At 45.5% G+C, this 22,114-nt stretch carries 18 protein-coding genes and 1 tRNA gene; 5 read left to right on the plus strand and 14 right to left on the minus strand.

The genetic code is table 11. The features are described 5' to 3' along the window. Positions 1–62 precede the first annotated feature (62 nt). The 5 genes from L1N97_RS09845 to L1N97_RS09865 all read right to left on the minus strand — a co-directional run bounded on the left by L1N97_RS09845 (position 63) and on the right by L1N97_RS09865 (position 7,253). Positions 63–1,289: a threonine/serine ThrE exporter family protein gene (locus L1N97_RS09845; protein ID WP_229585608.1), complete on the minus strand. Its 1,227-nt coding sequence runs from the start codon at positions 1,287–1,289 to the stop codon at positions 63–65. A gap of 336 nt (positions 1,290–1,625) precedes the next feature. Beyond that, complete coding sequence (locus L1N97_RS09850; protein ID WP_229585607.1) at positions 1,626–2,183, minus strand: NAD(P)H nitroreductase; 558 nt, start codon at positions 2,181–2,183, stop codon at positions 1,626–1,628. Positions 2,184–2,262: 79 nt separating this feature from the next. Next, entirely contained in the window at positions 2,263–3,693 is a 1,431-nt protein-coding gene (locus tag L1N97_RS09855; RefSeq protein WP_236129668.1) for a glycogen synthase, read from the minus strand. A gap of 29 nt (positions 3,694–3,722) precedes the next feature. Further along, entirely contained in the window at positions 3,723–4,961 is a 1,239-nt protein-coding gene (gene glgC / locus L1N97_RS09860) for a glucose-1-phosphate adenylyltransferase (RefSeq protein WP_226751637.1), read from the minus strand. 273 nt (positions 4,962–5,234) lie between these two features. Beyond that, positions 5,235–7,253: an NADPH-dependent 2,4-dienoyl-CoA reductase gene (locus L1N97_RS09865; protein WP_236129669.1), complete on the minus strand. Its 2,019-nt coding sequence runs from the start codon at positions 7,251–7,253 to the stop codon at positions 5,235–5,237. 171 nt (positions 7,254–7,424) lie between these two features. Between L1N97_RS09865 and sppA the strand changes: the two genes are divergently transcribed. Beyond that, positions 7,425–9,305, plus strand: a complete 1,881-nt coding sequence (gene sppA / locus L1N97_RS09870) for a signal peptide peptidase SppA (protein ID WP_236129670.1) — start codon at positions 7,425–7,427, stop codon at positions 9,303–9,305. 61 nt (positions 9,306–9,366) lie between these two features. After that, the gene (gene ansA / locus L1N97_RS09875; protein WP_229585603.1) at positions 9,367–10,380 is read left to right on the plus strand and encodes an asparaginase; all 1,014 of its coding nucleotides are present in this window, start codon (positions 9,367–9,369) and stop codon (positions 10,378–10,380) included. A gap of 3 nt (positions 10,381–10,383) precedes the next feature. On the opposite strand, the gene L1N97_RS09880 is transcribed toward ansA, so the two are convergent. The 8 genes from L1N97_RS09880 to L1N97_RS09915 all read right to left on the minus strand — a co-directional run bounded on the left by L1N97_RS09880 (position 10,384) and on the right by L1N97_RS09915 (position 18,349). After that, positions 10,384–13,101, minus strand: a complete 2,718-nt coding sequence (locus L1N97_RS09880) for a DUF349 domain-containing protein (RefSeq protein ID WP_236129671.1) — start codon at positions 13,099–13,101, stop codon at positions 10,384–10,386. After that, the gene (locus tag L1N97_RS09885) at positions 13,091–13,372 is read right to left on the minus strand and encodes a YeaC family protein (RefSeq protein WP_229585601.1); all 282 of its coding nucleotides are present in this window, start codon (positions 13,370–13,372) and stop codon (positions 13,091–13,093) included. Before L1N97_RS09885 ends, L1N97_RS09880 begins: the two co-directional genes overlap by 11 nt. 1 nt (position 13,373) lies before the next feature. After that, positions 13,374–13,700: a zinc ribbon domain-containing protein gene (locus L1N97_RS09890; RefSeq protein WP_226751643.1), complete on the minus strand. Its 327-nt coding sequence runs from the start codon at positions 13,698–13,700 to the stop codon at positions 13,374–13,376. Positions 13,701–13,712: 12 nt separating this feature from the next. Continuing rightward, positions 13,713–14,840, minus strand: coding sequence for a M14 family metallopeptidase (locus tag L1N97_RS09895; RefSeq protein WP_229585600.1), 1,128 nt, complete (start codon positions 14,838–14,840; stop codon positions 13,713–13,715). Between the two features lie 81 nt (positions 14,841–14,921). Further along, on the minus strand, positions 14,922–15,167 hold the full coding sequence (locus L1N97_RS09900; RefSeq protein ID WP_226751645.1) for a DUF2960 domain-containing protein: 246 nt from the start codon (positions 15,165–15,167) through the stop codon (positions 14,922–14,924). 12 nt (positions 15,168–15,179) lie between these two features. After that, positions 15,180–16,025, minus strand: coding sequence for an EamA family transporter (locus L1N97_RS09905; RefSeq protein WP_229585599.1), 846 nt, complete (start codon positions 16,023–16,025; stop codon positions 15,180–15,182). Continuing rightward, positions 16,022–17,143, minus strand: coding sequence for a 1-acyl-sn-glycerol-3-phosphate acyltransferase (locus L1N97_RS09910; protein WP_236129672.1), 1,122 nt, complete (start codon positions 17,141–17,143; stop codon positions 16,022–16,024). The genes L1N97_RS09905 and L1N97_RS09910 overlap by 4 nt, the downstream gene beginning before the upstream one ends. 240 nt (positions 17,144–17,383) lie before the next feature. Beyond that, positions 17,384–18,349, minus strand: coding sequence for a DUF4382 domain-containing protein (locus tag L1N97_RS09915; RefSeq protein WP_236129673.1), 966 nt, complete (start codon positions 18,347–18,349; stop codon positions 17,384–17,386). A gap of 155 nt (positions 18,350–18,504) precedes the next feature. On the opposite strand from L1N97_RS09915, the gene L1N97_RS09920 reads away from it, so the two are divergent. Next, positions 18,505–18,581: transfer RNA gene (locus L1N97_RS09920), tRNA-Pro, on the plus strand. 405 nt (positions 18,582–18,986) lie between these two features. Continuing rightward, positions 18,987–19,691, plus strand: a complete 705-nt coding sequence (locus L1N97_RS09925; protein ID WP_329605549.1) for a superoxide dismutase — start codon at positions 18,987–18,989, stop codon at positions 19,689–19,691. 361 nt (positions 19,692–20,052) lie between these two features. On the opposite strand, the gene L1N97_RS09930 is transcribed toward L1N97_RS09925, so the two are convergent. Continuing rightward, positions 20,053–20,421 carry a hypothetical protein gene (locus L1N97_RS09930; RefSeq protein ID WP_236129674.1) on the minus strand — a complete coding sequence of 123 codons (369 nt, stop codon included), beginning with the start codon at positions 20,419–20,421 and terminating at the stop codon, positions 20,053–20,055. A gap of 689 nt (positions 20,422–21,110) precedes the next feature. Here L1N97_RS09930 and L1N97_RS09935 point away from each other — a divergent pair. Further along, entirely contained in the window at positions 21,111–21,968 is an 858-nt protein-coding gene (locus tag L1N97_RS09935) for a pirin family protein (protein WP_236129675.1), read from the plus strand. Positions 21,969–22,114: the final 146 nt, after the last annotated feature.

The raw sequence follows: 22,114 nt of genomic DNA on the forward strand, positions 1-22,114 counted from the left end.
TCAGCTTCACTGACTGGCCTTTTTTTTAAGTTATTACAAAAGGTTTCAATTTTACTGTTTTATCACAAACTTTTCTTCGGCGGTAAAGCCACATTGGCAAAGATAAGCCCACCGACCAACGCCATTAAAATCAGAAAGGTTTGTTGCCCCACCCGATCTGAAACAACGAAGTCTTGCCCAGAAATCAAGGAGTTCAAGCCAATATAGGTTTTACTCCCTGGTACTAGCACAATCAGTCCATGCATGGCGACAATAACTGCCGGAGCCTTGGCTAAACGGGTAAACAGGTTGCTATAAATACCGACAGCGAAAGCGCCTAAAAAAGCCCCCATGGTGTAATCAAAAGCACTGGCGCCGGTAATACTGACCCCATAGGCAATAAAGCCCGCAGCCAAAGACCACAGCGTATACTTACCGCGACTTTTAAATAGTACAATCAACGAGCTGACTAAGATCCCCACCGCCAACCAGGCAAAATACCGTGAAATCGGTTCAGGTTTAACAAAATCGACAATACCAAATAATTTAAAGCCAATGGCCATCCCTAAAAAAGCGCCAAAGTATAATTTAAACAACAGCATTAAGGCGTCCATGATCCGGGCATTACCCGATACCAGATGACGCGCAGCTAATTCGGCAAAACCTATGGTCAGCGCCAAGCCGGGAATAAAAGAAATAATGGCCGAAAGCACCGTAAGACGAATATTAATACCCGGATCGATATAGCTGCTAATTGCACAAGCACCGATCGCGGCAGCCATAGCAACCAAAGGCTCCAGCATATTGTTAATGCGTGGCGAGTGCGCCGCCCATAACATAAACAAGTAAACCAATAGCGACAATAAAGACGACCACAGCACATCATTCCAACTGGTGGCCATCAACATCGCAAAGGCACCACCGGATCCCATCATGGCAATGGCGGTAGCCAATTTACCGTAAGAGCTGGGACGCGCATCAATAATGTCGAGCAACGAATCGGCTTCAACTAAGCCAACTTGGCCACTGAGCACCTGATCAACCAGTTCATCGGTTCGAGATAAAGCGCCCAAATCTAAATCCCCTGGGTTTACACGAGAGGCATGGGTGTACTCTTGCTCATGACCATCGGTCCAAAGCACAAAAGTCATAGACGTTGGCGAGATAATAAACGACCCCTTTATACCCAGATGCGAGGTTAACTCCGTTAAATGGGCCTCTAACCGATATGCAGGTGTGCCGTACTTGTGCAGCATCTTACCTAATTTGACAATAAATTTACGTTTTTGGTTAAAATCAGCGCTATACAAATGAAGTCGTCCTGCGGTTGGCTATAGTTAAATGCTTTAAAGTACGTATTGTAACGTAACGCTGTAATGATGTCAGAGTTGTCACAGGGTAAAATTTAAGCGAAATAGCTTACGGGGTTTAACCCGCCTGGTTTTAAGTCACTGCGTGGGGGTGAAAAGCTCTTGATAGCGCCAACACATCATAGCGTCCAAGATAAGCGATATGCCCCAGCTTAATGGCCGTAACCAAAAAAAACAGCCAGATGGCAAAAGCCACTGGCTGTTTTATTTATCAAAGCATCACACTTAGCACTCAGGGTTTGGCCAGTGGCAACGTTTAACTAAAAGGTTTAAAGCTTAAAAATCGCTAAAAAACGCCTCTGGCTCTAAAGCACTCTTTTGTGGTGCATGACCACTGGGGGTGCCTAGATACAAAAAGCCCACAATTTCATCATCGGCATCTAGTTTAAAAGCTTGTTTCACGTAATCATATTGTGCGTATGCACCCGTGCGCCAAATACCACCAAAACCTAGCGCAAACGCCATTTGTTGCATCGCCATGACACTGCAAGCAACCGATTGCACTTGCTCTGCAGACGGCACTTTTGCATGCTCAGTGATCTTAGCAATACAAATAATCACCATGGGTGCTCGCATAGGTAACTGTCGAGCACGCTCCTGCAGGTCAACTGAGATAGACGGATCTTCCTCAATTGCCGCTTCGGCAAATATATCCCCTAAGCGTGTTAGCGCGTCACGGCCTTCAGCCACAACAAAACGCCAAGGCCTTAAAGCACCGTGATCCGGTACTTGTATAGCGGCACGCTTAATTAAGTTTAGCGCCTCACCCTCTGGCGCAGGTTCGCGCAGCCGTGGCGAGGAATATCGGGTAGTTAGTAGCGTTAATGCATCCATAAACTTAACCTTTTCAAAAGCGTTAATGCAGGCTACCAAATATTGCTGATTTTCTCACGGCAATTTTTCAATAAAACCGTTAACTGCATAAATCCTCAGCAAGGTGCACATTTCTTGCCTTCAGATACAAGGCTTGATATTCGTTAACAGCAGCAGGCCAGCTAAAATTTTGCTGCATGCCGCGTTGTTGCACTTGCTGGTACTGTTTCGGTTGTTGATATAGCGTTTCTGCTTGTTCTAAGGCCGTTTGCATGGCTTCAACACTGATTTCAGTAAAGCCAATGCCAGTTGCCGCAGCACCAGGCCAAGGTTGAACCGTATCGCGTAACCCACCCGTTAACCGCACTAAAGGCACGGTGCCATACTTTAAGCTGTAAAGTTGATTTAAACCACAAGGTTCAAATAACGACGGCATTAAAAAGAAGTCACCGCCCGCTTCCGTTTGATGGGCTAAGCGCTCATCAAAACCTTCGAAGAAACGAAATTGCGCGTTAAAGTCATCTTGTAACTGATAAAGCTGTCGACAATACTCAGCGTCACCACTGCCCACAAGAAATACCTGCGCCGTGGTGTTGGGTAACCACCGGCGTAAGGCAGGGATTAAATAATCAAAGCCTTTTTGCCCAGTAATACGGCTAACCGCAACAAACAATGGCACATCGAGTTCGGCTAAATTAAAGCGTTGGCGTAAATGGGATTTACATTGCGCTTTACCGCTTAAATCATGAATACTGAAGTTCGCGATCAGCGCATCATCCGTGGCGGGATCCCACTGTTGATAGTCACAACCGTTTAAGATACCAACAAAATCAGCGGCACGGCGTTGATACAGTGCCGACAAGCCATTAGCCGCAGGCTCGGTCATTAATTCATCCCGATAACCTACGCTAACGGTATTCAGCTTAGTGGCGTGACGAATACCCTGTTCTAGCATATTTAAAAATTGATCATCATTAGCCTGCAAACCTAAACGGCCAAACCAATAATGATCAGTTGTGAGCTGATACGCACCATTATGGATGGTATAGACAAAGGGTATTCCCCCTAATACCGGATCATGGGCGTAATGCTGTTTTAAATAAGCTGCGGCAACTCCAGTTTGCCAATCATGACCATGGATGATATCGACTTCAGGTAAATAATGTTTGGCCCACTCCAACGCCGCTTTGCAAAAAAAGCCAAAGCGTAGCGGATTATCAGCATAACCATGTTTACCGTCATCGTAGGGGCGTTCACGTTGAAAGAAATCATCGTGCTCTACTACGCGAATATCGACATCGTGGGATAATAACTGACGCACCGCACAGCCATATTCCTGACCACCTAACTCAAAAAACAGCGCGTCAGACTCACCCGTCGGACGGCTGTATAAAGGAGCATAGCGCGGGAGCATCACGGTCACTTCATGGCCTGCGGCTTTGAGGTTAATGGCCAAGCCATAACAGGCATCGGCCAAACCACCGGTTTTAATTAAGCCTTCGTATTCACTGCATAACAACAAAATCTGCACTGCTAATTCCTTAATCGGTTGTGCCGAGCTTACTCATCATCAAAGCCGATCCGGGCGCCTTTAGGGATCACCACAACTCCGCCTGCAGACACATGAAAACGCTTGCGATCGGCTTCTAAATCTTCACCAATCACCGTGTTGGGCGCGATACGCACATCTTTATCAATAATACAGCGACGGATCCGACAACCACGACCAATGTCGTTATTGCCCATTAACACACTCTTTTCGATATAACTGTGGCTATGCACGTTAACGTTATAACCGAGGATTGACTGATAAATAATCGCACCACTGATAATAGAACCCGCGGCAACCATTGAGCTTATCGCTTGGCCGGTTCGATTAGCTTGATCGTGCACAAATTTTGCTGGCGGTACTGGCGGCGTATAGCTGCGTAACGGCCAAAAACGGTTATAAACATCGAACGGGGGATCAATCGAGATTAAATCCATATTCGCTTCGTAATAAGAATCGATGGTGCCTACATCACGCCAGTAACCAGCGCTGCTCTGTGATTCGCCGCGAATATGGTTGGTAGAGAAGTCATAAACATACACTTCGCCCTGCGGATAAAGCCCTGGAATAATGTTATGGCCAAAGTCATGCTTGGAATCGGGCTGTGCGGCATCCGCATTTAGCACATTCACTAAACAATTGGCTTCAAAAATATAGTTACCCATCGAGGCCAGCACCATGTCTGGTTGGCCTGGGATCGTTTTAGGATTACTTTTGGGTTTTTCTTCAAAACCGATCATCCGACCGTCGGCATCGACCTCGATAATACCAAACTCATGAGCTTGTTCTTTCGGTACAGGGATAGCAGCAACGGTTAGTTTCGCATTTTTATTACGATGAAAGTCTAACATCTGGCGAATATCCATTTTATAGATGTGATCGCCACCGAACACACAAACATGCTCTGGATCTAAACCTTCAATCAAATGCAAATTCTGATAAATAGCATCTGCCGTACCTAAGTACCAATGCTTACCTGTTTGCATTTGCGCGGGAATGGGATCGATAAATCGATTGGATACACCGCCTACTCGCCATGCGCGGCTTAAATGCTTCATCAATGAATGCGATTTAAACTGCGTAATAACGAAAATCTGCAGTAGATCAGCGTTTACAAAGTTATTTAAAACAAAATCGATAATACGATAATTGCCACCAAAAGGAACAGCCGGTTTCGCACGAACCGCTGTTAAAGGTGATAAGCGGGTGCCTTCGCCACCTGCCAATATCATAGTTAACACTCCAGACATATATATTCCTCTGTATTTTTTATTAGTATGTAACCGCTTACATTTTTTTTATAACCACAATTTCTCAGTTAAGTTGTTGTTGATCGCGCGGGTGAAATTGATTCATTACGATTGTAGAGTCCTTCATTAATCGGTATTGATTTAACATAGCATCAAAAACTAGATTTATGTAGTACCAAAAAAGAAGAAAATAAAACGGCCACCTGAAAAGTGGCCGTAAGCAGAGCTTAACCCTGGTGTACCGCAATAAATTGCGGCTAAAAATAGCAAATATTAAATTGCCGCAGCGAGTTCCGCACCTTGGCGGATCGCCCTTTTTGCATCCAGTTCAGCAGCAACATCAGCACCGCCAATTAAATGTACGTGTTGGCCGGCCGCCTGTAACTCGGCCTGTAAGGCACGCAGAGGCACCTGTCCGGCACAAATCACCACATTATCCACTGCTAGACAGCGCTCTTGGTCATTTAAACTGATCCAAAGGCCAGCGTCATCCACACGCAGATAGTTCACCCCCGCCATCATCTCTACGCCTTTTTTCTGCAAAGAAGCGCGATGTGCCCAGCCAGAGGTTTTACCTAAACCACCGCCTACCTTACTGGCTTTGCGCTGTAATAAATAGACTTTACGTTCGGCTTTAGCTGGTGTCTGGCTACTTAATAAAGCGCCGCGGCTTTGATAGGTTTTATCAACGCCCCAATCGGCTAACCACGCATCAGGTTGTAAGGTCAGTGAATGTTTTTCTAATAAAAACTCAGCGACATCAAAACCAATACCGCCCGCCCCAATAATAGCGACGTTTTGGCCAACGGCTTTGTGATCGCGCAATACATCTAAATAGCTCAGCACTTTAGGATGATCTTGCCCTGCTAAACCTATATCACGCGGCAGTATACCGGTAGCTAAAATGACTTCATCAAATTGCCCAGCCAGAATACTTGCCGCAGTTTGTTGCTCATTAAGGTGTAATGTTACGGCGTGTACCTTCAACATTTTGGCAAAATAACGCAGTGTTTCATGAAACTCCTCTTTACCAGGAATTTGTTTGGCATAATTAAACTGGCCGCCAATCTCTGCGGCTTTATCAAACAAATGCACTTCATGGCCACGCTGCGCCGCGTAAACACTAAAGGCAAGCCCGGCCGGACCGGCACCAATAACGGCCAATTTTTTCCGTTTACTGGCGGGATTAAAATTTAACTCGGTTTCATAACATGCCCTTGGGTTAACCAAACAACTGGCACGTTTTTGTTGAAATACGTGATCTAAACAGGCTTGATTACAGGCAATACAGGTATTAATTTCGTCCGCTTGATCGGCAGCCGCTTTATTGACAAAGTCGGCATCGGCTAAAAAGGGGCGTGCCATACAAATCAGATCAGCTTGGCCTTTGACTAAAATGTCTTCTGCTACGCCAGGATCATTAATGCGGTTAGTGGCGATAACCGGCACATTGAGTTGTTGCCGAACCCGCTCTGTGATCCAAGTAAAAGCCGCTCGGGGCACCCGAGTCGTGATGGTTGGAATACGCGCTTCATGCCAGCCGATGCCGGTATTAATTAAAGTCGCGCCTGCCGCTGCCACACCCTGGCCAAGTGCAACAACCTCATCAAAGGTATTACCATCCTCAACTAAATCCAGCATAGATAGCCGATAGATAATAATAAAGTCAGCACCACACTTCTCGCGCACCGCTCGCACGGTTTCTAAAGCAAAACGACTGCGGTTTTCAAAACTTCCGCCCCAAGCATCAGTACGATGATTGGTACGCTGACAAATAAATTGGTTTATCAAGTAGCCTTCAGAGCCCATGATTTCCACACCGTCATAACCGGCTTTTTTAGCGAGGCTGGCCGCATGGGCAAAGTCTTTAATGGTCCCGCGGATCTGTCGATCGGATAACTCAGAAGGTTTAAAAGGCGTAATAGGCGATTTAATGTTACTTGGCGCGACATTAAAAGGATGATAACCATAACGGCCCGCATGCAATAATTGCAGGCAAATCTTGGCACCGTGCTTTTGCACCGCCGCAGTAACCGGTTTGTGTTTGGCAACTTGCCACCAAAAACTCAGTTGGCTACCAAAAGGCACCAAGTTGCCGCGAAAATTTGGGCTAATGCCACCGGTAATAATTAAACCCACACCGCCTTTGGCTCGTTCTTCATAAAAAGCGGCCAATTTTTCGAAACCGTTTTTTTCTTCTTCTAGGCCGGTATGCATTGAACCCATAATTACCCGATTTTTAAGTTGGGTAAAGCCTAAATCTAATGGCGCTAATAAGTGTTGATATGCCACATCACCCTCTCTGGTCGTACCTGTTTAATCGCTAAAATGTAGCTGCTTTGCTGCCGATACGCAAGTGATATACATTTTCTTACAAATTCCACATAGCCTTTGCTGAAAAATTCGTTAGCATTAACCGTGGATGCTTATAAATTTTAAATGAGAATTAACAGGACACATATTATGTCAGGGAAAAAGAAAGGATTATTTAGGCGCTTATTTGGCGCAATCTGGTCAGTCTATCGGGGCTTTCGCGCTACCGTTTTGAACATTATCTTTATTTGCTTGGTATTGGTCATCGGCAGTGCCCTGTTTAGTGGTGGCGATAAAGTACAGATTGCCGATACCAGCGCATTATATCTGAACCTTCGTGGTGATCTTGTTGAACAAAAACGTTATGTTGACCCCATGGCTGCGGCAATTAATGAAGCGGCCGGTGGTCAAGAAGAAGCGCCAGAAATGCTGGTTACCGATGTGGTTAAAGTGATTAACCATGCGGCAAAAGACAACCGCATTCAAGTGATGGTGATGGATCTGTCGGCGCTAGGTGGCGGTTCTTTAGATAAATTAAAAAGCGTGGGTAAAGCTTTAGAAGCCTTTAAAGCCAGTGGCAAAAAGATTTTTGCCTACGGTGCTTATTACGGCCAAAATCAATACTTCTTAGCCAGCTATGCCGATCAAATCGCACTAGAGCCGATGGGCGCAGTGTTATTAGAAGGCTATGGTAGCTACCCTATGTACTACAAAAATGCCTTAGAAAAACTGAAAGTCAGTACGCATGTTTTCCGCGTGGGTACTTATAAATCCGCGGTGGAGCCTTTTACCCGCAATGACATGTCAGATGCCGCAAAAGAAGCGAACTCAGCTTGGTTAAATGAATTATGGGCTGATTACAAGCAACACGTTGCCGAGCGTCGTGGCTTCGGTATTGATAACTTCGATGAAACCTTCGCTGCGATGTACAGCAAACTGCAAGCCGCTGAAGGTGACTTAGGTCAATATGCGTTAACTAGCAAGTGGGTAGATGCCGTGCAAACCCGTGAACAGTTCCGTAATAGCATGATCGCCATTGTCGGCAAAAATGACAAAAACACCTATAACCATGTCACCTTTGCTGAATACAAAAAAATGGTGATCCCGGCTAAGCAATTTGATAACCCGATCACAGAAAAAATTGCCGTGGTGGTCGCTCGCGGTACCATTATTGATGGCACAGCTAAACCTGGCATGATCGGCGGTGATTCTACCGCTGCGCTGCTTCGTCGTGCGCGCCATGATGATAAAGTGAAAGCGGTCGTGCTGCGTATCGACAGTGGCGGCGGCAGCGCGTTTGCCTCTGAAGTCATTGGCCAAGAAATCACCCTATTACGTGAAGCAGGTAAGCCTGTTATCGCCTCAATGGGTGCAGTTGCAGCGTCAGGCGGTTACTGGATTGCAGCACCTGCCAACGAAATTTGGGCCTCACCGACTACCATTACGGGTTCAATCGGGATCTTTGGTTTATTACACACATTTGAAAATGCGATGTCGACCATTGGTTTAAATGTTGATGGTGTCGGTACAACAGAGCTGGCTGGTTTCTCTGCAGGTATGCCTTTATTTAAAGGCTTATCTGAGCCAGCGAAAGACATGATGCAATTGCTGATCGAACGTGGTTACACCGAGTTTTTAACCATGGTGGGTAAAAACCGCAATATGAGCAATGAAGACGTTGATAAAGTTGCACAAGGCCGGGTTTGGACGGGTTCTAAAGCACTTGAGTTAGGTTTAGTCGATAAACTGGGTACTTTTGATGATGCGATTGCTCGTGCTGCAGAAATGGCCGGTTTAAGCCAATACGACATCACGGTAGTGCAACCAGAACTTAGCCCCACTGAGCAAATCATTGCGGATTTATTTGGTGCAGCAAAAGCGAAAGGCTGGTTACCTAGTGCAACGATGCAACCAGAGCAACGTGCGCTTCGTCAGTTAACTCAGCAAGTTAAACAAGATTTTGTTTTAATGAATCAGTTTAACGATCCAAACGGTATCTACTCTTACTGCTTAAGCTGCCAGATAAACTGACAGCAAGCGTAATTCTGATTACAATGCCCGGTATTATCCGGGCATTTTTTTTAGGTGTTTTATGCAAAGAAAACGTATTTATGTCGCTTACACTGGCGGTACCATTGGTATGCAACAATCCGATAAAGGCTTTGTGCCAGTACCGGGTTTTTTAACCGACACCGTAAAACGCATGCCCGAGTTTTATCGGCCAGAAATGCCAGAATTCGATATTCATGAATATCATCCGGTTATCGACTCGTCAGATATGACACCAGCGCATTGGCTTACTATTGCCAAAGATATTCAAGAAAACTATCAACACTATGATGGCTTTGTGGTGCTGCATGGTACTGACACCATGGCATATACCGCTTCCGCTTTATCATTTATGTTAGAGAACTTATCAAAACCGGTGATTATTACCGGCTCACAGATCCCGTTAGCGCAACTGCGCTCAGACGGCCAAGTTAATTTACTTAATGCGCTGTATTTAGCGGCAAATTACCCCATCGCTGAAGTGGCATTGTTTTTTAATAATCAATTATTTCGTGGTAATCGTGCCACTAAAGCCGATGCCGATGGTTTTAATGCTTTTGCATCACCCAATATGCCGGCGTTACTTGAAGCCGGGATCCATATTAACCTGCATGCAGGCAAAATCACCCATACTGTAACAGCCCTGCCACTCGAGGTTGCCGAGATCACCCCCCAACCGATCAGTGTCGTCACGCTGTATCCAGGTATTACCACAGACGTGATCCGCAATATGCTGGCACCACCGGTACGCGCCTTAATTATTAAATCTTTTGGTGTGGGTAATGCCCCACAGCGGCCAGAATTACTGCAGGTGTTACAGCAAGCCAGTGAACAAGGGCAAATTTTAGTCAATTGCACGCAATGTTTTAAAGGCAAAGTGAATATGGATGGTTATGCCACGGGCAAGGCGTTGCGGGATAGCGGCGTGATCAGTGGCTTTGATATGACCTTGGAAGCGACCTTAACTAAGCTACACTACCTGCTGAGTAAGCCATTAACTGCAGAAGAAATTCGCCAGCAGATGCAACAGGATCTGCGTGGCGAATTAACGCTTTAACCGTTAAAACAGCGCGGCAACGCGCTTTAACAACGGTTTTTCTTGTTGGGCAACCGGACCATGCGCAAGCCATTGCTGTAACAGCTGCTCTGGTGTTAATTGTTGCCCCGCATTATGTTTTAACGATAACAAGGCCAGTTGCACTTGTTGGCGCTCTGCCGCACTGCTTTGCTCAACATTTTGCTCTGACATCAGCTCTAACGCGATGGTCAGTTGTGAGCGCGTCAAACTTGGCTGCGGCAAACTTAAAGCTTCACGATAGCTCTGTGGTAATTGTTCCGCTTTGATATCGCCCTGCTCTAATACGTCAAATAAGGTTTGTAACTCTTGACGTTGTGCCGACTTTTGCAACTGCTTTTGGCTTTGTTGCAATTGCTGACTGAGCTCTTGATATTGCTGTCGCACCCCAGCGCTGTCGGGCAAACTCAATTGACGCAACTGTGCTTGTACCGCTTGCAACGCGCCAGCACTAGTGGCTTGCGCTAAGGTCGTACTCAGCGTAGCTAATTGCTCTGATACCAACTGGGCAACTTGCTGCTCAGCTTGCTGCTGTAGTTTGTACTCTTCGTTGCGTTTTTCAAAAAAGCTATCACACAGTGCACGAAACTCTAACCACAACGCTTGATCTTGCTGACGACCGGCAAAACCAAAGGTCTTCCAGCGTTGCTGCAATTCTTTCAGCACCTGTGCTGTTTTGGCGCCGTCTTCTAAGGTCATGGCCAATTTCGCTTCCGCAATCAATGCCGCCTTACCCGCCGCTTGTTGCTGCTGCGCCGTGGCCACTTTGTCTTTTAAGCGTTTGCTCAGTTCTTGAAATTGTTGTTGCAACGCTTGGTAATCACGCCGATTAACCGCGCCACTTTCACGCCAACGTTGGCTTAACTGCCGAAAAGCGGCATCTAAATCCCGTTCTGGCAATTCTGCTTCGACTAAATTGCCAAGCTCTTGTAATAATTGCTGACGTTGCTGTAAATGCAGTTCGCGTTCAGCATCTTGCTGAGCAAACACCTGGCGGCAAGGTTCAAAAGCCGCTTCACAGGCTGCATCAAAAGCCTGATTCAAGCTTTCTTCGGCAGCGGGATCTGCTTTACCTAAAGACTTCCAGTTTGCGCGGGCCAGTTTCACTTGCTCAGCACGCGCTTTGGCATCTTGCAAAGGGCTATTTGCCAGCTCAGTTATTTCGCTTAACAACGCGGTTTTACGTGGCGTGGCAATATACTGCTGCAAAGACTCTAATTCAGTTTGTAAACTGCTGATCTCGGCAAACTCTTTTTCAAATTGCTGCTGGGCTTCTGCAGATAAGTTTGCCACATCGGCCGTCATGCCTTTATACAAACCAAACAACACTTTATAGCGCCCTGCCGCGTGTAAGCGTTTGTATTCGGCACACTTGCTACGAAGCTGGCGCAGCTCTTTTTGTTGCTGTTGTTTAATATGGCTCAGCGCTTGTTGCCACTGCTGACGTAACTGCTTGAATTGTTCGTTTAACTCAGCAGGTAAACTTGCACTGAAACCTTTACTGGCACTGCGCCAAGCATCAGCAAAATCTTGCCATTGTTGTTCTGCTGCCGCTAACTGCTCAGCACGGTTAGGCAAAGGCTGTTCACTAAACGCATTGAGCAATTGCTGGATCGACGTGAGCGCTTTATTCAACTCGGGTAAACGTGCTAATTGCTGCTGCACTACCGTTAAACGTTGTTGCAAGGCGCTTTGCTCGGCATGGGCTAACTCGGCAGCATCCAGCTCTTCACATAACGCGGTGGCGGCGGCATCCAGTAAACCATTTTGCTCAGTACTGGCGACTTGTTGTAACTGCACCTGCAATTGTTGCTCTAGCTCACTGACCGCTTGCTGTAACTGCTGGGTTTTTAACACTTGGCGCGCTTTACGCTCAACTAAGGCTTGCTCGGCCTGCAGTTGGGCTAATTTTGGCGCTAACCATTCGGTTAAACGTTGGTCGAGCTGCTGAAACTTCTCTGAAAAACCCTGCGCTTCTTGTTCGGGTAATAACGGTAACTCAGCGACTAACACTTGCCATTGTTGTTGCAACTCTTGCTGTAACGCCGGTAGCTCGGCCAGCGTATGACGCTCGCGCAGCGCATTCAGCTTAGCCAGCAACAAGGTGATCTCTTTGCGTAAGCGAGGTGGCTTTTGCTTATCCGCCGCCATTTTCGCCAAGCGAGCCTGCAAGGTTTCAGCCAGCGAGGGTTCAAGTTGCTTACTGAGTTTCTCTAATTGTTTTTCATCTGTGATCTGTGCCAACAATTGCTGTTTTAAGGCGACAGGAAAGGCCGCATCTAACAAGGTTTGTTGAATTAACTCTGGGCGCTCTAACCGCTGTACTAAGGCAAAGCGCACATTCATATCGGCATCTTTTAGCGCCAGCGACTCTAAAATGCTGCTGCGATTACACTGCTCAATAAATTTCTGTTTTAACGGTGCGGCTACCCGATTCGCTAACAGTTGCTCAACAACTTGTTGCTCGGCATAGTGTTTTAAACGCTCTGCCGTGTCGTGTTTACTGGCTTGCCACCATAACGCAAAATCGTCTAACCGATGTAAAGCGGCTTTACGCACCGCTTCGGCGGCATCGTTAAAAGCGAGCTCGTGCAATACTTGCTTATGCTCAGCGCTGGTAGGTTGTAATGTTTCAAGTGCTTGCTGACGAATAGCGGCGTCTGGATGCTGCCATTTCGGTTTAAACCAGCGTTTAAAGATCATCGTGCGAAAACCTTGCAATAGCGGCAGGATCTGAAAACTGTTTTTTCAACTCTGCCTTGGATTTATGAACTATTTGTCCGTCTGGACCCACAGTGAAGATATCTTGAGACTTCAACACCTTAGACTGATACGCTAATACCAGTTGCAGTGTTTGCTCTTTTTGCTCTGCGCTTAACGGCGTGCCATCGGCCCAACGACCGGTGGCCACCGCCTCAGCTAGTTTGTTATAGGTGTCAGGTGCCATTGCACTGACCATCGCTGTAAAATCCATACTATTTTTTTCGCTTTAACCAAATAATTCGTGCGCGACACACCACATACCAACCAAAGCCTAAGGCTATCGCTACGGTTGAAACATACTGGTTATAACTGCCATTCTCAGGCTGCCACCAATACAAAATACCAAATCCGGCCAAAAATAACAGCAAGGCCAGCATCGACTGGTTCATCAGTGATTGCGCTTGACGAGCCATTTGCTCTCGATGTTTCGAGGCCAGCTTTTCTGGGCTGGCTTCCCCTAAATTGGTTTTACACTTTGGACATTCTGCCGCTTTGTTTGAGATCCGGTTTGCACACACCGGACAAGAAATAATCGCCATGTCTAATAGGTCCTATCGTAACTCATCAACTACGGCCAATACCGCGGTAAGGGTGTCATGGCCGAGTTTCATTGAACGTACATCTGACCAACCAAAAGCCTCGTCTGGCAGGTTGGCGTTATCTTTAAACGGCATTTCTAAGGTGTACGCTAAACAACCAAAGTGCTCAGCAACCCAGTTACTGCCCACCGTTAAATTCGCTTTACCCGGCTCGTCTTTGTCATAACCAAACTGGGTTTGAAACTCTGGAGTTACCAGTTGTAATGCCGTTTTAAATGCCTGCTCTAGCTGTTGCATTTTGGCATTGTAAGACGGAACACCTTCTGCGCCGGCCACAAAGTTATACGGCAGATTTTCGTCACCATGAATATCTAAGAACATGTCTAGGCCGATTTCTTGCATTTTTTCCCGAACTAAGTACACCTCTGGGCTTTCTGTCATGCTCGGGTTTTGCCATTCACGGTTTAAATTAACGCCTGCGGCGTTAGTCCGTAAATGCCCGCGCACACTGCCATCCGGGTTCATATTGGGCACAATGTAAAATACCGCTTTGGCTAACAGTAACCGAGCCACACCGTCATCTTCATCTAATAATCGATCCAGTAAGCCTTCAACAAACCATTCGGCCATCGTTTCGCCAGGGTGTTGCCGAGCAATGATCCAAATCTTCTTTTTATGCTCAGCTGGCTCGCCGACAACCAGCATGGTCATATCACGGCCATCCAGAGTTTCACCTAACTCGACTAACCGACAGTTGTAATCATTTTGGGCAAAGTGCAGCAAGTCTTGATGCCGTTCATAGCTATAAGGCGCAAAGTAAGCAAAGTACACTGACTCCGCTTCTGGATAATGATGAATGGTTAATACGTTGTCTGCATAACTGGTATCTACGCGAAACCACGTTTGTCGATCATAAGAAGCCACCGCTTGATAACCTTCCCAGCCTTCTGGGTAAGCCGATTGACCAGCATTCATAATTTTGATGGTGTGCGGTTCAGTGTGTGAGGTGTTTAAACGAAAGTGAAACCACTGAAAGAACTCTGATTGATGATCTTTTCGGATCGCCAATTGAATGTTTGCTGGATCCGTGGCGTGTAACACCTCGATATTACCACTGTCAAAATTGCAGGTGATTTTCATAACATTTTCTCTAATTTGGCATCATCAAATAACAGCGCGTACGGCAAATACCTTGGCCTGGCACGCCGGTCGCATATCGTGTTAGGGATTCTCTCGCACAAAGGCGATATCTGCAAATCCCATTTTACTGAATGATTGCGAGCGAAAGTTTTTTACTGCGGCTTTATCTTTAGCCGTATGATGTAATTGCTGCTCCATGGCTAAAAACGCCGTAAGATCTATCCCTTCAGCTGCCGCAACGGCTTCATATAAATCAACAAAACGATCATAACTAAAGGCGATAACTTTCTTTTGGCCTTTAAAGGTGTAGCTAACTTGCCTAGCCATAAAACTTATTTCCTATACTGCGTGGCGACGACACAACCACAATGAAAGCAATAACAAAGCGATACCCAAGACTAACTTGGTTAAGTCTGTATCACGCTGCCAGATCAGAATATTGACCAGCAAACCTGCAGGGATCAAAGCATTATTCATCACCGCTAAGGTACCGCTAGAAACCTGTGAAGCGCCTTTGTTCCACCAAAAATAGCCTGCACCTGAAGCCACTAATCCTAGCCAAAGCAAAACTGCCCATTGTACTGACGTAGTGGGATATTGTGCTTGCCCCAGTAATAACCAAGCCGGTAGCGCAATCACTAAAGCACCGACATAAAACCAGCCAAATTGCTGATGGCCTGCGTTTAGGTGCGCTTTGCTGGCCATAAACTTTTTATAGCCCACCTGGCCTGCGGCAAAACAAAAGTTTGCCCCCTGCACCACTAAAAAGCCTAACCAATAATTCACTGCGGGTAGTGTATCGCGCATCACAGCTGCTGCCACTACGGCGAGTAAGGCTGCAAATAAAAAGCGGGGATTAAAATGGCCATCAAGCACATCATACAGCAATGTTATATAGACCGGGGTAAAGATGGTAAACACCAGGATCTGTGGCACACTCAGTAATAAAAAAGACTGATAATAAAAAATATACATTAAGCCTAATTGCACCGCGCCAAGCGCGGCCAATAAAAATGCATCGGCTAAGGCCACAGGTTTACGTAGCAGCCAAGGCAAAAACACCAGCACCGCGAGCGCAATACGCATTAACACCGCAAAATAAGCATCCACTTGGCCAGCCAAATAAACGCCAATTAAGCTAAACGAAAACGCCCACAGCAGTGTAACGGCAACTAAATAACTCACTCTAGTTCAGACTGCCTCATGATCGGAGCCGCATATAAGGCGCTCATTAATGAGGTCGCGCCTTGCGGTACCGTTTGCAAACGCTGTTGCCATAACTCCACTAGTTTTTCATCAACCGAAGCATGTGTTAAACCTGCGGCCAGATAATTAACCGGATATAAACGGTAGTTTTGCCAAATGTGCTGGTCAATTAGCCGGGCAAGTGCATCGGGATCTGCAGGCACCTCGGTAAGTGGTTTTGCAAACGCCACATGAACCCGGCCTTTAAAGCCAACGATCCCTTTGATAATACTATCTATATCCTCAAATTCCGTTTTTTGGTAAGAACCGGAGGTTTGTTTTTGCCACAATTCGTTGATTTTATCGACATCGCAAGGATCATATTCGTAAGACAAACATACCGGCACAATATTTAGCCCTGCTATATATTCAGCAAAGCTTTCACCGCGTTTTTTGCCTTCCATATAAAACATTTTCAAAATCGCCGGATCCGTTTCATCCAAGCCATCTTTAGCGCGACCTTCTTTTTGCGCGATCCACACAGAGTGTTTATGCTCTAACGAATGTTTAATGTAAGACGACAACAAGGTAAAGTTTTTCAGCATTTCACGTGGGCCTTTGGCACCGCGCTTAACAATAAAACTTTTATTTAATCGCATTAACTCCGAGGCGCAGGCCTTACGTAATAAGTTGTCGCCAATGGCAATGCGCACGGTATCTAAACCATGGTGATATAAACACCAATTTACTAAAGCCGGATCCATCGCAATATCACGGTGATTAGAGACAAACAAGTAAGCTTTGCCTGGTGTTAAATGTTCTAAACCAGATACCGTGATTTTATTGGTACTACTTTCTATCATTCGCTCCATAAAGGTCGCGACCTGACGCTGCACCGCTTGTACGTTATCTAAACGTGACCAACGGCGTTTTAACGAGAATTTCACCAGTGGTGATAATAACCAGCCCAAAGGCCCAGCTAAATGCGGGAAACGATAATGGAGAATGGCATGAATAAATTCGTCATCTGCAATTAAACGGGCGATCGCTGGCGCGACTTCGTCATCATGATAAGGCCGGATATCGGCGTAAATATCTTGCTCTGCCACAGTACTCACTACTTTGTCTGGGTAAAAGAGCAACTATTTTACTGGGTTATACAGAATTGACCAGCACAATCCTAATTAAGATTAAGGCTTGTTGACGTTTGATGGTTTTTTTGCAACTAAGTGGCGGGTATTTATACAAAACAGAGCTTATGCCATGTCGTTATTTTACATAAACAAGTGATAAAAAACGCCCTGCTTTTAAGTAGATTAAATCGACCAAAAGACCGGGCGCGGCTGAGTAAGTGGCTCTTATTCCGTAAAATTCAAACTCACGGCAGTTTTACTGGTCGGTATTACCACGTTTTTTGCTTGCAGAAAATCAATAGCATCGGCGATCTCTGGATCGTCAGTAACATCACAGCTAAGCGCCGCAGTGTAGGTATTAGCATCAATGAAACCGATACCATAATTATAGGTACTTACACCGTCAAAATAGACATTCGTACTGGTATAGGGTGCGTAAGTTTTATTGCCGCCATTATCAGACAATTCAGCTAATGGCCGATCGGCGCCTGCATACAAATATACGGTAGCCACCGGCTCGGATTTATCAGCGGGTGCCACAGTGCAGTTATTATTGATGAGTAAGGTTTCAGAAACCTGCCCCGTTAAGTGACCGATAGCACTGTCATCGACTAAACGTAACCCTGTCGGTTTTAGTAGATAACCATTCTGCCCAGGCGGATTAACCATGGCTTTGCGTAAGTCAAACTCGAGCGTATAGCTAAAAGTACCGCCGGCTGATAACGTGACCCCACCGAGCTTTAATTCGTTTGAAGGCACTCGAAGTGCTTGGCGGCTGCCATCTAATAATTCGACATAACTGCCTTCAGCTATCGCCAATCTTAATTGCCCATAGTTACCAGGGGGAAGTTCAGCTTGGCTGACGAGTGCTTCTGCTTTTGCGCCAGGTAACGTTAATAAGTCGATACCACGCGCATTTGCAACAACATTTCCCTGATTGTCGCGACAAAGGTTGTTAACATTGGCAGCACTCGGATCTTGACCAATCACCACACGTTGACGACTTAAGCCATTACCAGTCAGTTCGACATCGGTAAAACACACCACCACCGCTTTTGCCTCAGTCACTGGCGCATCACTGACCGCTAAACTAAAGGTTGCTAACATTGGCTCAGAGGTTGTTTCACCGCCGCATGCGGTTAAGCCCGCAATGCTAGTCAATAGCATGCTTGTTAAAATACGTTTTTGCATTTGTGTATCCCCTTTACTACTTGAACCCTAATCCTATTCGCCAAGGCTGAACCTTAAGTGAATTCAAAGTGTGCTTGCTGCATGTCGAAATATTCAGCATACAGTTAAACGGGCATTGCATTATCGCTGAGAATCATTATGATACGCGCTTGAGTCGGTACGTAGCGCAGCTTGGTAGCGCACTTCGCTGGGGGTGAAGGGGTCGGAGGTTCGAATCCTCTCGTACCGACCAATAAATTCTTATCAAAAGCCAGTTAGCTTAAAGCGAGCTGGCTTTTTTTATATCTGCGGTTTGTCGCGCACCCTTTTAGCTATTATGCCGCTTTATTTGCTGTCGTAAGTGCTTTAAATTGCAGAGCCAATGCTCATTAATGCCGGTAAAAAGGTGCATCACGCGGCCCTAGTATGATTGCCCTCTAGAAATTAATGACGCTCACGATGACGACATTTCTAGCGCTTGTTAACACAACGCCAAGCCTAAACAATCGCTATTACCCCTATTCTTAAAACACCTTGTCGCGTTTTATTGCCGATTGGTCCCTACTTTAAAATTAAAGTGATCGGGCAGCATCATACTACTGTAGGATTAGTCAGTCCCTAAATTGGTAAAACCTCATCTTCATAGGAGTACAATACCGTGTTAACTATTCTCAAAGCGAAACTCCCTGCAACCTTACTTTGTTTATTCCTTGCTGCCAGTGCCCACGCTGAACCCTTTACGTTAACCCCGCTGCCTTATGCTGCAGATGCACTTGCACCGGTTATCGATAAAGACACCATGCAAATTCACCATGGCAGGCACCATCAAGCCTATGTGAATAACTTAAACGCCCAAGTAGCAAGCACCCCAGAGTTAGCCTCACTGTCACTTGAAGTGATGATGTCGCAAATATCACGCTTTAATACGGCGGTACGAAACAATGGTGGTGGTCATTATAATCATCAACTTTTTTGGCAATTAATGGCGCCACAGGCTGATGTTGGCGAGCCTTCAGCGGCCTTAAAAAAAGCCATCGAACGTGATTTTGGCTCTATCGATGCCATGCAAAAGTCGTTTAATCAGGCAGCAGCTACCCGTTTTGGCTCTGGTTGGGCATGGTTAATCGTGGATAAAAAGCACAAACTGCAGGTAACATCGACAGCTAATCAAGACAACCCCTTGATGGATGTGGTGGAAGTGCAAGGTACCCCCATACTTGCGCTGGATGTTTGGGAGCATGCCTATTATTTACAGTATCAAAACAAGCGTGGTGATTACGCTACGGCTTGGTGGACTATTGTGAATTGGCATAAGGTCAATGAGTTATATCGTCATGCCACCGAGCAAACCAAAGCTCATTAAGCCTTGATATAGCATTTTAAATACCGCCTAGGTGGCTATCGCTTAGGCGGATAAAACACTTTGTTATCACTGCCCTCACCTGACGATGAGAGCTTTGCTAGCAAATTTACGAATAAAGCCAGAATGCGACTACAGCCCCAAAGCGGGTCAGAGTCACTCACGGCAACTTACATGAAAGCTCAACAGCTAAATGCATACTTCTAAGAATATGCCCCGCTCTTGCGGCGAGGCAATTGAATACTGTTGAGCAAGGTGTTTAGAATAAGGGTATATCAAGTGCTCGTTATCTGACTCTGAAGGTTTCGAACAAGCTAACAAATCAGTTTTTTGCGGAACAAGCGACCGCTGGCTATGATGCTTATTACGCTTGATGTTCTACAGTACGCAAGATGCTTGCATTTACTTTGTTAAGCATAAACACAACAATACCCCCTGTGACAAAAACAGCAATAAAGTCCTGCGGATCAAACACTCCGGTTCCCACAACGGGCTGTAAACACTCATAAGTTGCGCAACCACATGTGATCCACAATGCTGATTCGGGTGCTTTAGTTATCCAGTCTTTTGCTAAACCGATTAATAAAAAAATTGAGGTAATGGTTCCGGTAATACTTGGCAGATAATCTGCCAAACCAAAATCGGCTATTTGATTGGCGTATACCCAATCTCGATAATAGCTATCACCAATAGACGTTAACACTAAAAAACTCATTCCAATTAAAATAAACATGCAGCGAACTCTAGCCATACCATCCTCGGAATGAAAAATACTATTGATTGCACAACGAAATAAAACTGTAGTAACACCAGATCTCGTTTTCTGAAAACAAACAATTTGAATTGGCAATTAAGCATTAAATTTACTTCATTTTTACCATAACCATTAACCTTTTCGCCATTGGCTATAAATTTTCTTTTGGATCCTTTAAAAAGTGCCTCGTTGTTAGATGAATTATTTCAAGGCGATAGTCACCAACAAGCTATAGAAGCTAAGCAAATACCTCAACGGATATTCACTCCCTTTGCAGCGAGCCGGCTGATCATCGTTGGCCAAGGTTTTAAGAAAACGGGTGTTTGAGTGCGGCGACGAAGCATAGCGCGAGTGACGTTTACGCCTTGGACAACGTATGAGCAGTCGGGCTTTCGAGCGAAATTGGGTCGCATTTTCTTTGGATACTTTCTTTTGGCGACACAAAAGAAAGTATCTCGCCAACGGCGAAAACGTTAAGCTCTGCTTAAAAAAAGATCTCGGTATCTGACCTCAAAGGTTCCAAGGTTATTCTGGTCCATGTCAATCAGAACCTGCGCATTAGTTCTTTTAAATAGAACTATTCGCTTCTTTTATTCTAATATTATTACCCTGTTTAGAATGATACCGTGCTAAGTAGACTTAATTTCTGCATTGTTAAGGAGTACCACATGGCAAAAGTACTGAAGGCAACAACACATGATTTAGGTGGCTTACAAGTAAAAAGAGTGCTGCCTCACCAAGATAAAAAAATGGTTGGGCCTTTTATATTTTTTGACCAAATTGGCCCACATGATTTTCCTGCTGGGCAAGGTATCAATGTGCGACCGCATCCACATATTGGCCTAAGCACACTAACTTATTTGTTCGAAGGCAGTATTTTGCATAGAGATTCGTTAGGACATCATGTCGAAATACATCCAGGAGATGTCAACTGGATGACAGCAGGTAAAGGCATAACCCATTCCGAGCGAGAAACCTTTGAAGTAAGAGCGAACAAGCACGCCATTAATGGCTTACAGTGCTGGATCGCACTACCAGAGCAGATGGCTGAACTTGACCCCTCTTTTACTCATGTAAAAAAACAGCAACTACCCCACCTCATTCACGAGGGTGTTATGATGCGGCTCATTGTCGGCGAAGCTTACGGCATGAGCTCACCCGTTAAAACTTACTCGCCGATGTTTTATATCGACATAACGGCAGATGAAAACAGCAAAATTGCCAGACCCCATCCAACGTATGAAACCGCGATATTCCCTATTAGCGGAAAAATAGACATTAACGGAGTAACCTATGGTGCGGGTGAGTTTGTCTTGCTCGATGATATCGACTCTGAAATGACGGTTCTGCAGAGCGGACGATTTATCATGCTAGGAGGCGAAAAATTTACTGTAACCCCTTATTTGCACTGGAATTTTGTATCTTTCAGTAAAGCGCGGATAGAGCAAGCAAAAGCGGATTGGCAAAATGGCAAATTCCCCAACGTCATCGGCGACGATAAAGAGTATATCCCGCTTAAAAAATAACCCTCAACGTTAAGTATCTAACTTCGAGGGTGTGTAATAAATAGGATTATAAACACCTCAACATGTGCTTTAAAAAAGACAAGTACAATGCATATTACTTGACCAACTTATTGAGTTTCCAACGAGTTTAAGCGGGTTGTTTAAAG

Source organism: Rheinheimera sp. UJ63 (assembly GCF_021568285.1).
In the GTDB taxonomy this organism is placed as follows: Bacteria; Pseudomonadota; Gammaproteobacteria; order Enterobacterales; family Alteromonadaceae; genus Alishewanella; species Alishewanella maricola.

Bases quoted from the DNA above. Each gene is read 5' to 3' on its own strand.
- L1N97_RS09850 (WP_229585607.1), bottom strand. From the start codon at position 2,183: ATGGATGCATTAACGCTACTAACTACCCGATATTCCTCGCCACGGCTG.
- glgC (WP_226751637.1), bottom strand. From the start codon at position 4,961: ATGTCTGGAGTGTTAACTATGATATTGGCAGGTGGCGAAGGCACCCGC.
- L1N97_RS09900 (WP_226751645.1), bottom strand. From the start codon at position 15,167: ATGGCTAGGCAAGTTAGCTACACCTTTAAAGGCCAAAAGAAAGTTATC.
- L1N97_RS09895 (WP_229585600.1), bottom strand. From the start codon at position 14,840: ATGAAAATCACCTGCAATTTTGACAGTGGTAATATCGAGGTGTTACAC.
- L1N97_RS09890 (WP_226751643.1), bottom strand. From the start codon at position 13,700: ATGGCGATTATTTCTTGTCCGGTGTGTGCAAACCGGATCTCAAACAAA.
- ansA (WP_229585603.1), top strand. From the start codon at position 9,367: ATGCAAAGAAAACGTATTTATGTCGCTTACACTGGCGGTACCATTGGT.
- L1N97_RS09930 (WP_236129674.1), bottom strand. From the start codon at position 20,421: ATGTTTATTTTAATTGGAATGAGTTTTTTAGTGTTAACGTCTATTGGT.
- L1N97_RS09915 (WP_236129673.1), bottom strand. From the start codon at position 18,349: ATGCAAAAACGTATTTTAACAAGCATGCTATTGACTAGCATTGCGGGC.
- L1N97_RS09885 (WP_229585601.1), bottom strand. From the start codon at position 13,372: ATGGATTTTACAGCGATGGTCAGTGCAATGGCACCTGACACCTATAAC.
- L1N97_RS09935 (WP_236129675.1), top strand. From the start codon at position 21,111: ATGGCAAAAGTACTGAAGGCAACAACACATGATTTAGGTGGCTTACAA.
- sppA (WP_236129670.1), top strand. From the start codon at position 7,425: ATGTCAGGGAAAAAGAAAGGATTATTTAGGCGCTTATTTGGCGCAATC.
- L1N97_RS09880 (WP_236129671.1), bottom strand. From the start codon at position 13,101: ATGATCTTTAAACGCTGGTTTAAACCGAAATGGCAGCATCCAGACGCC.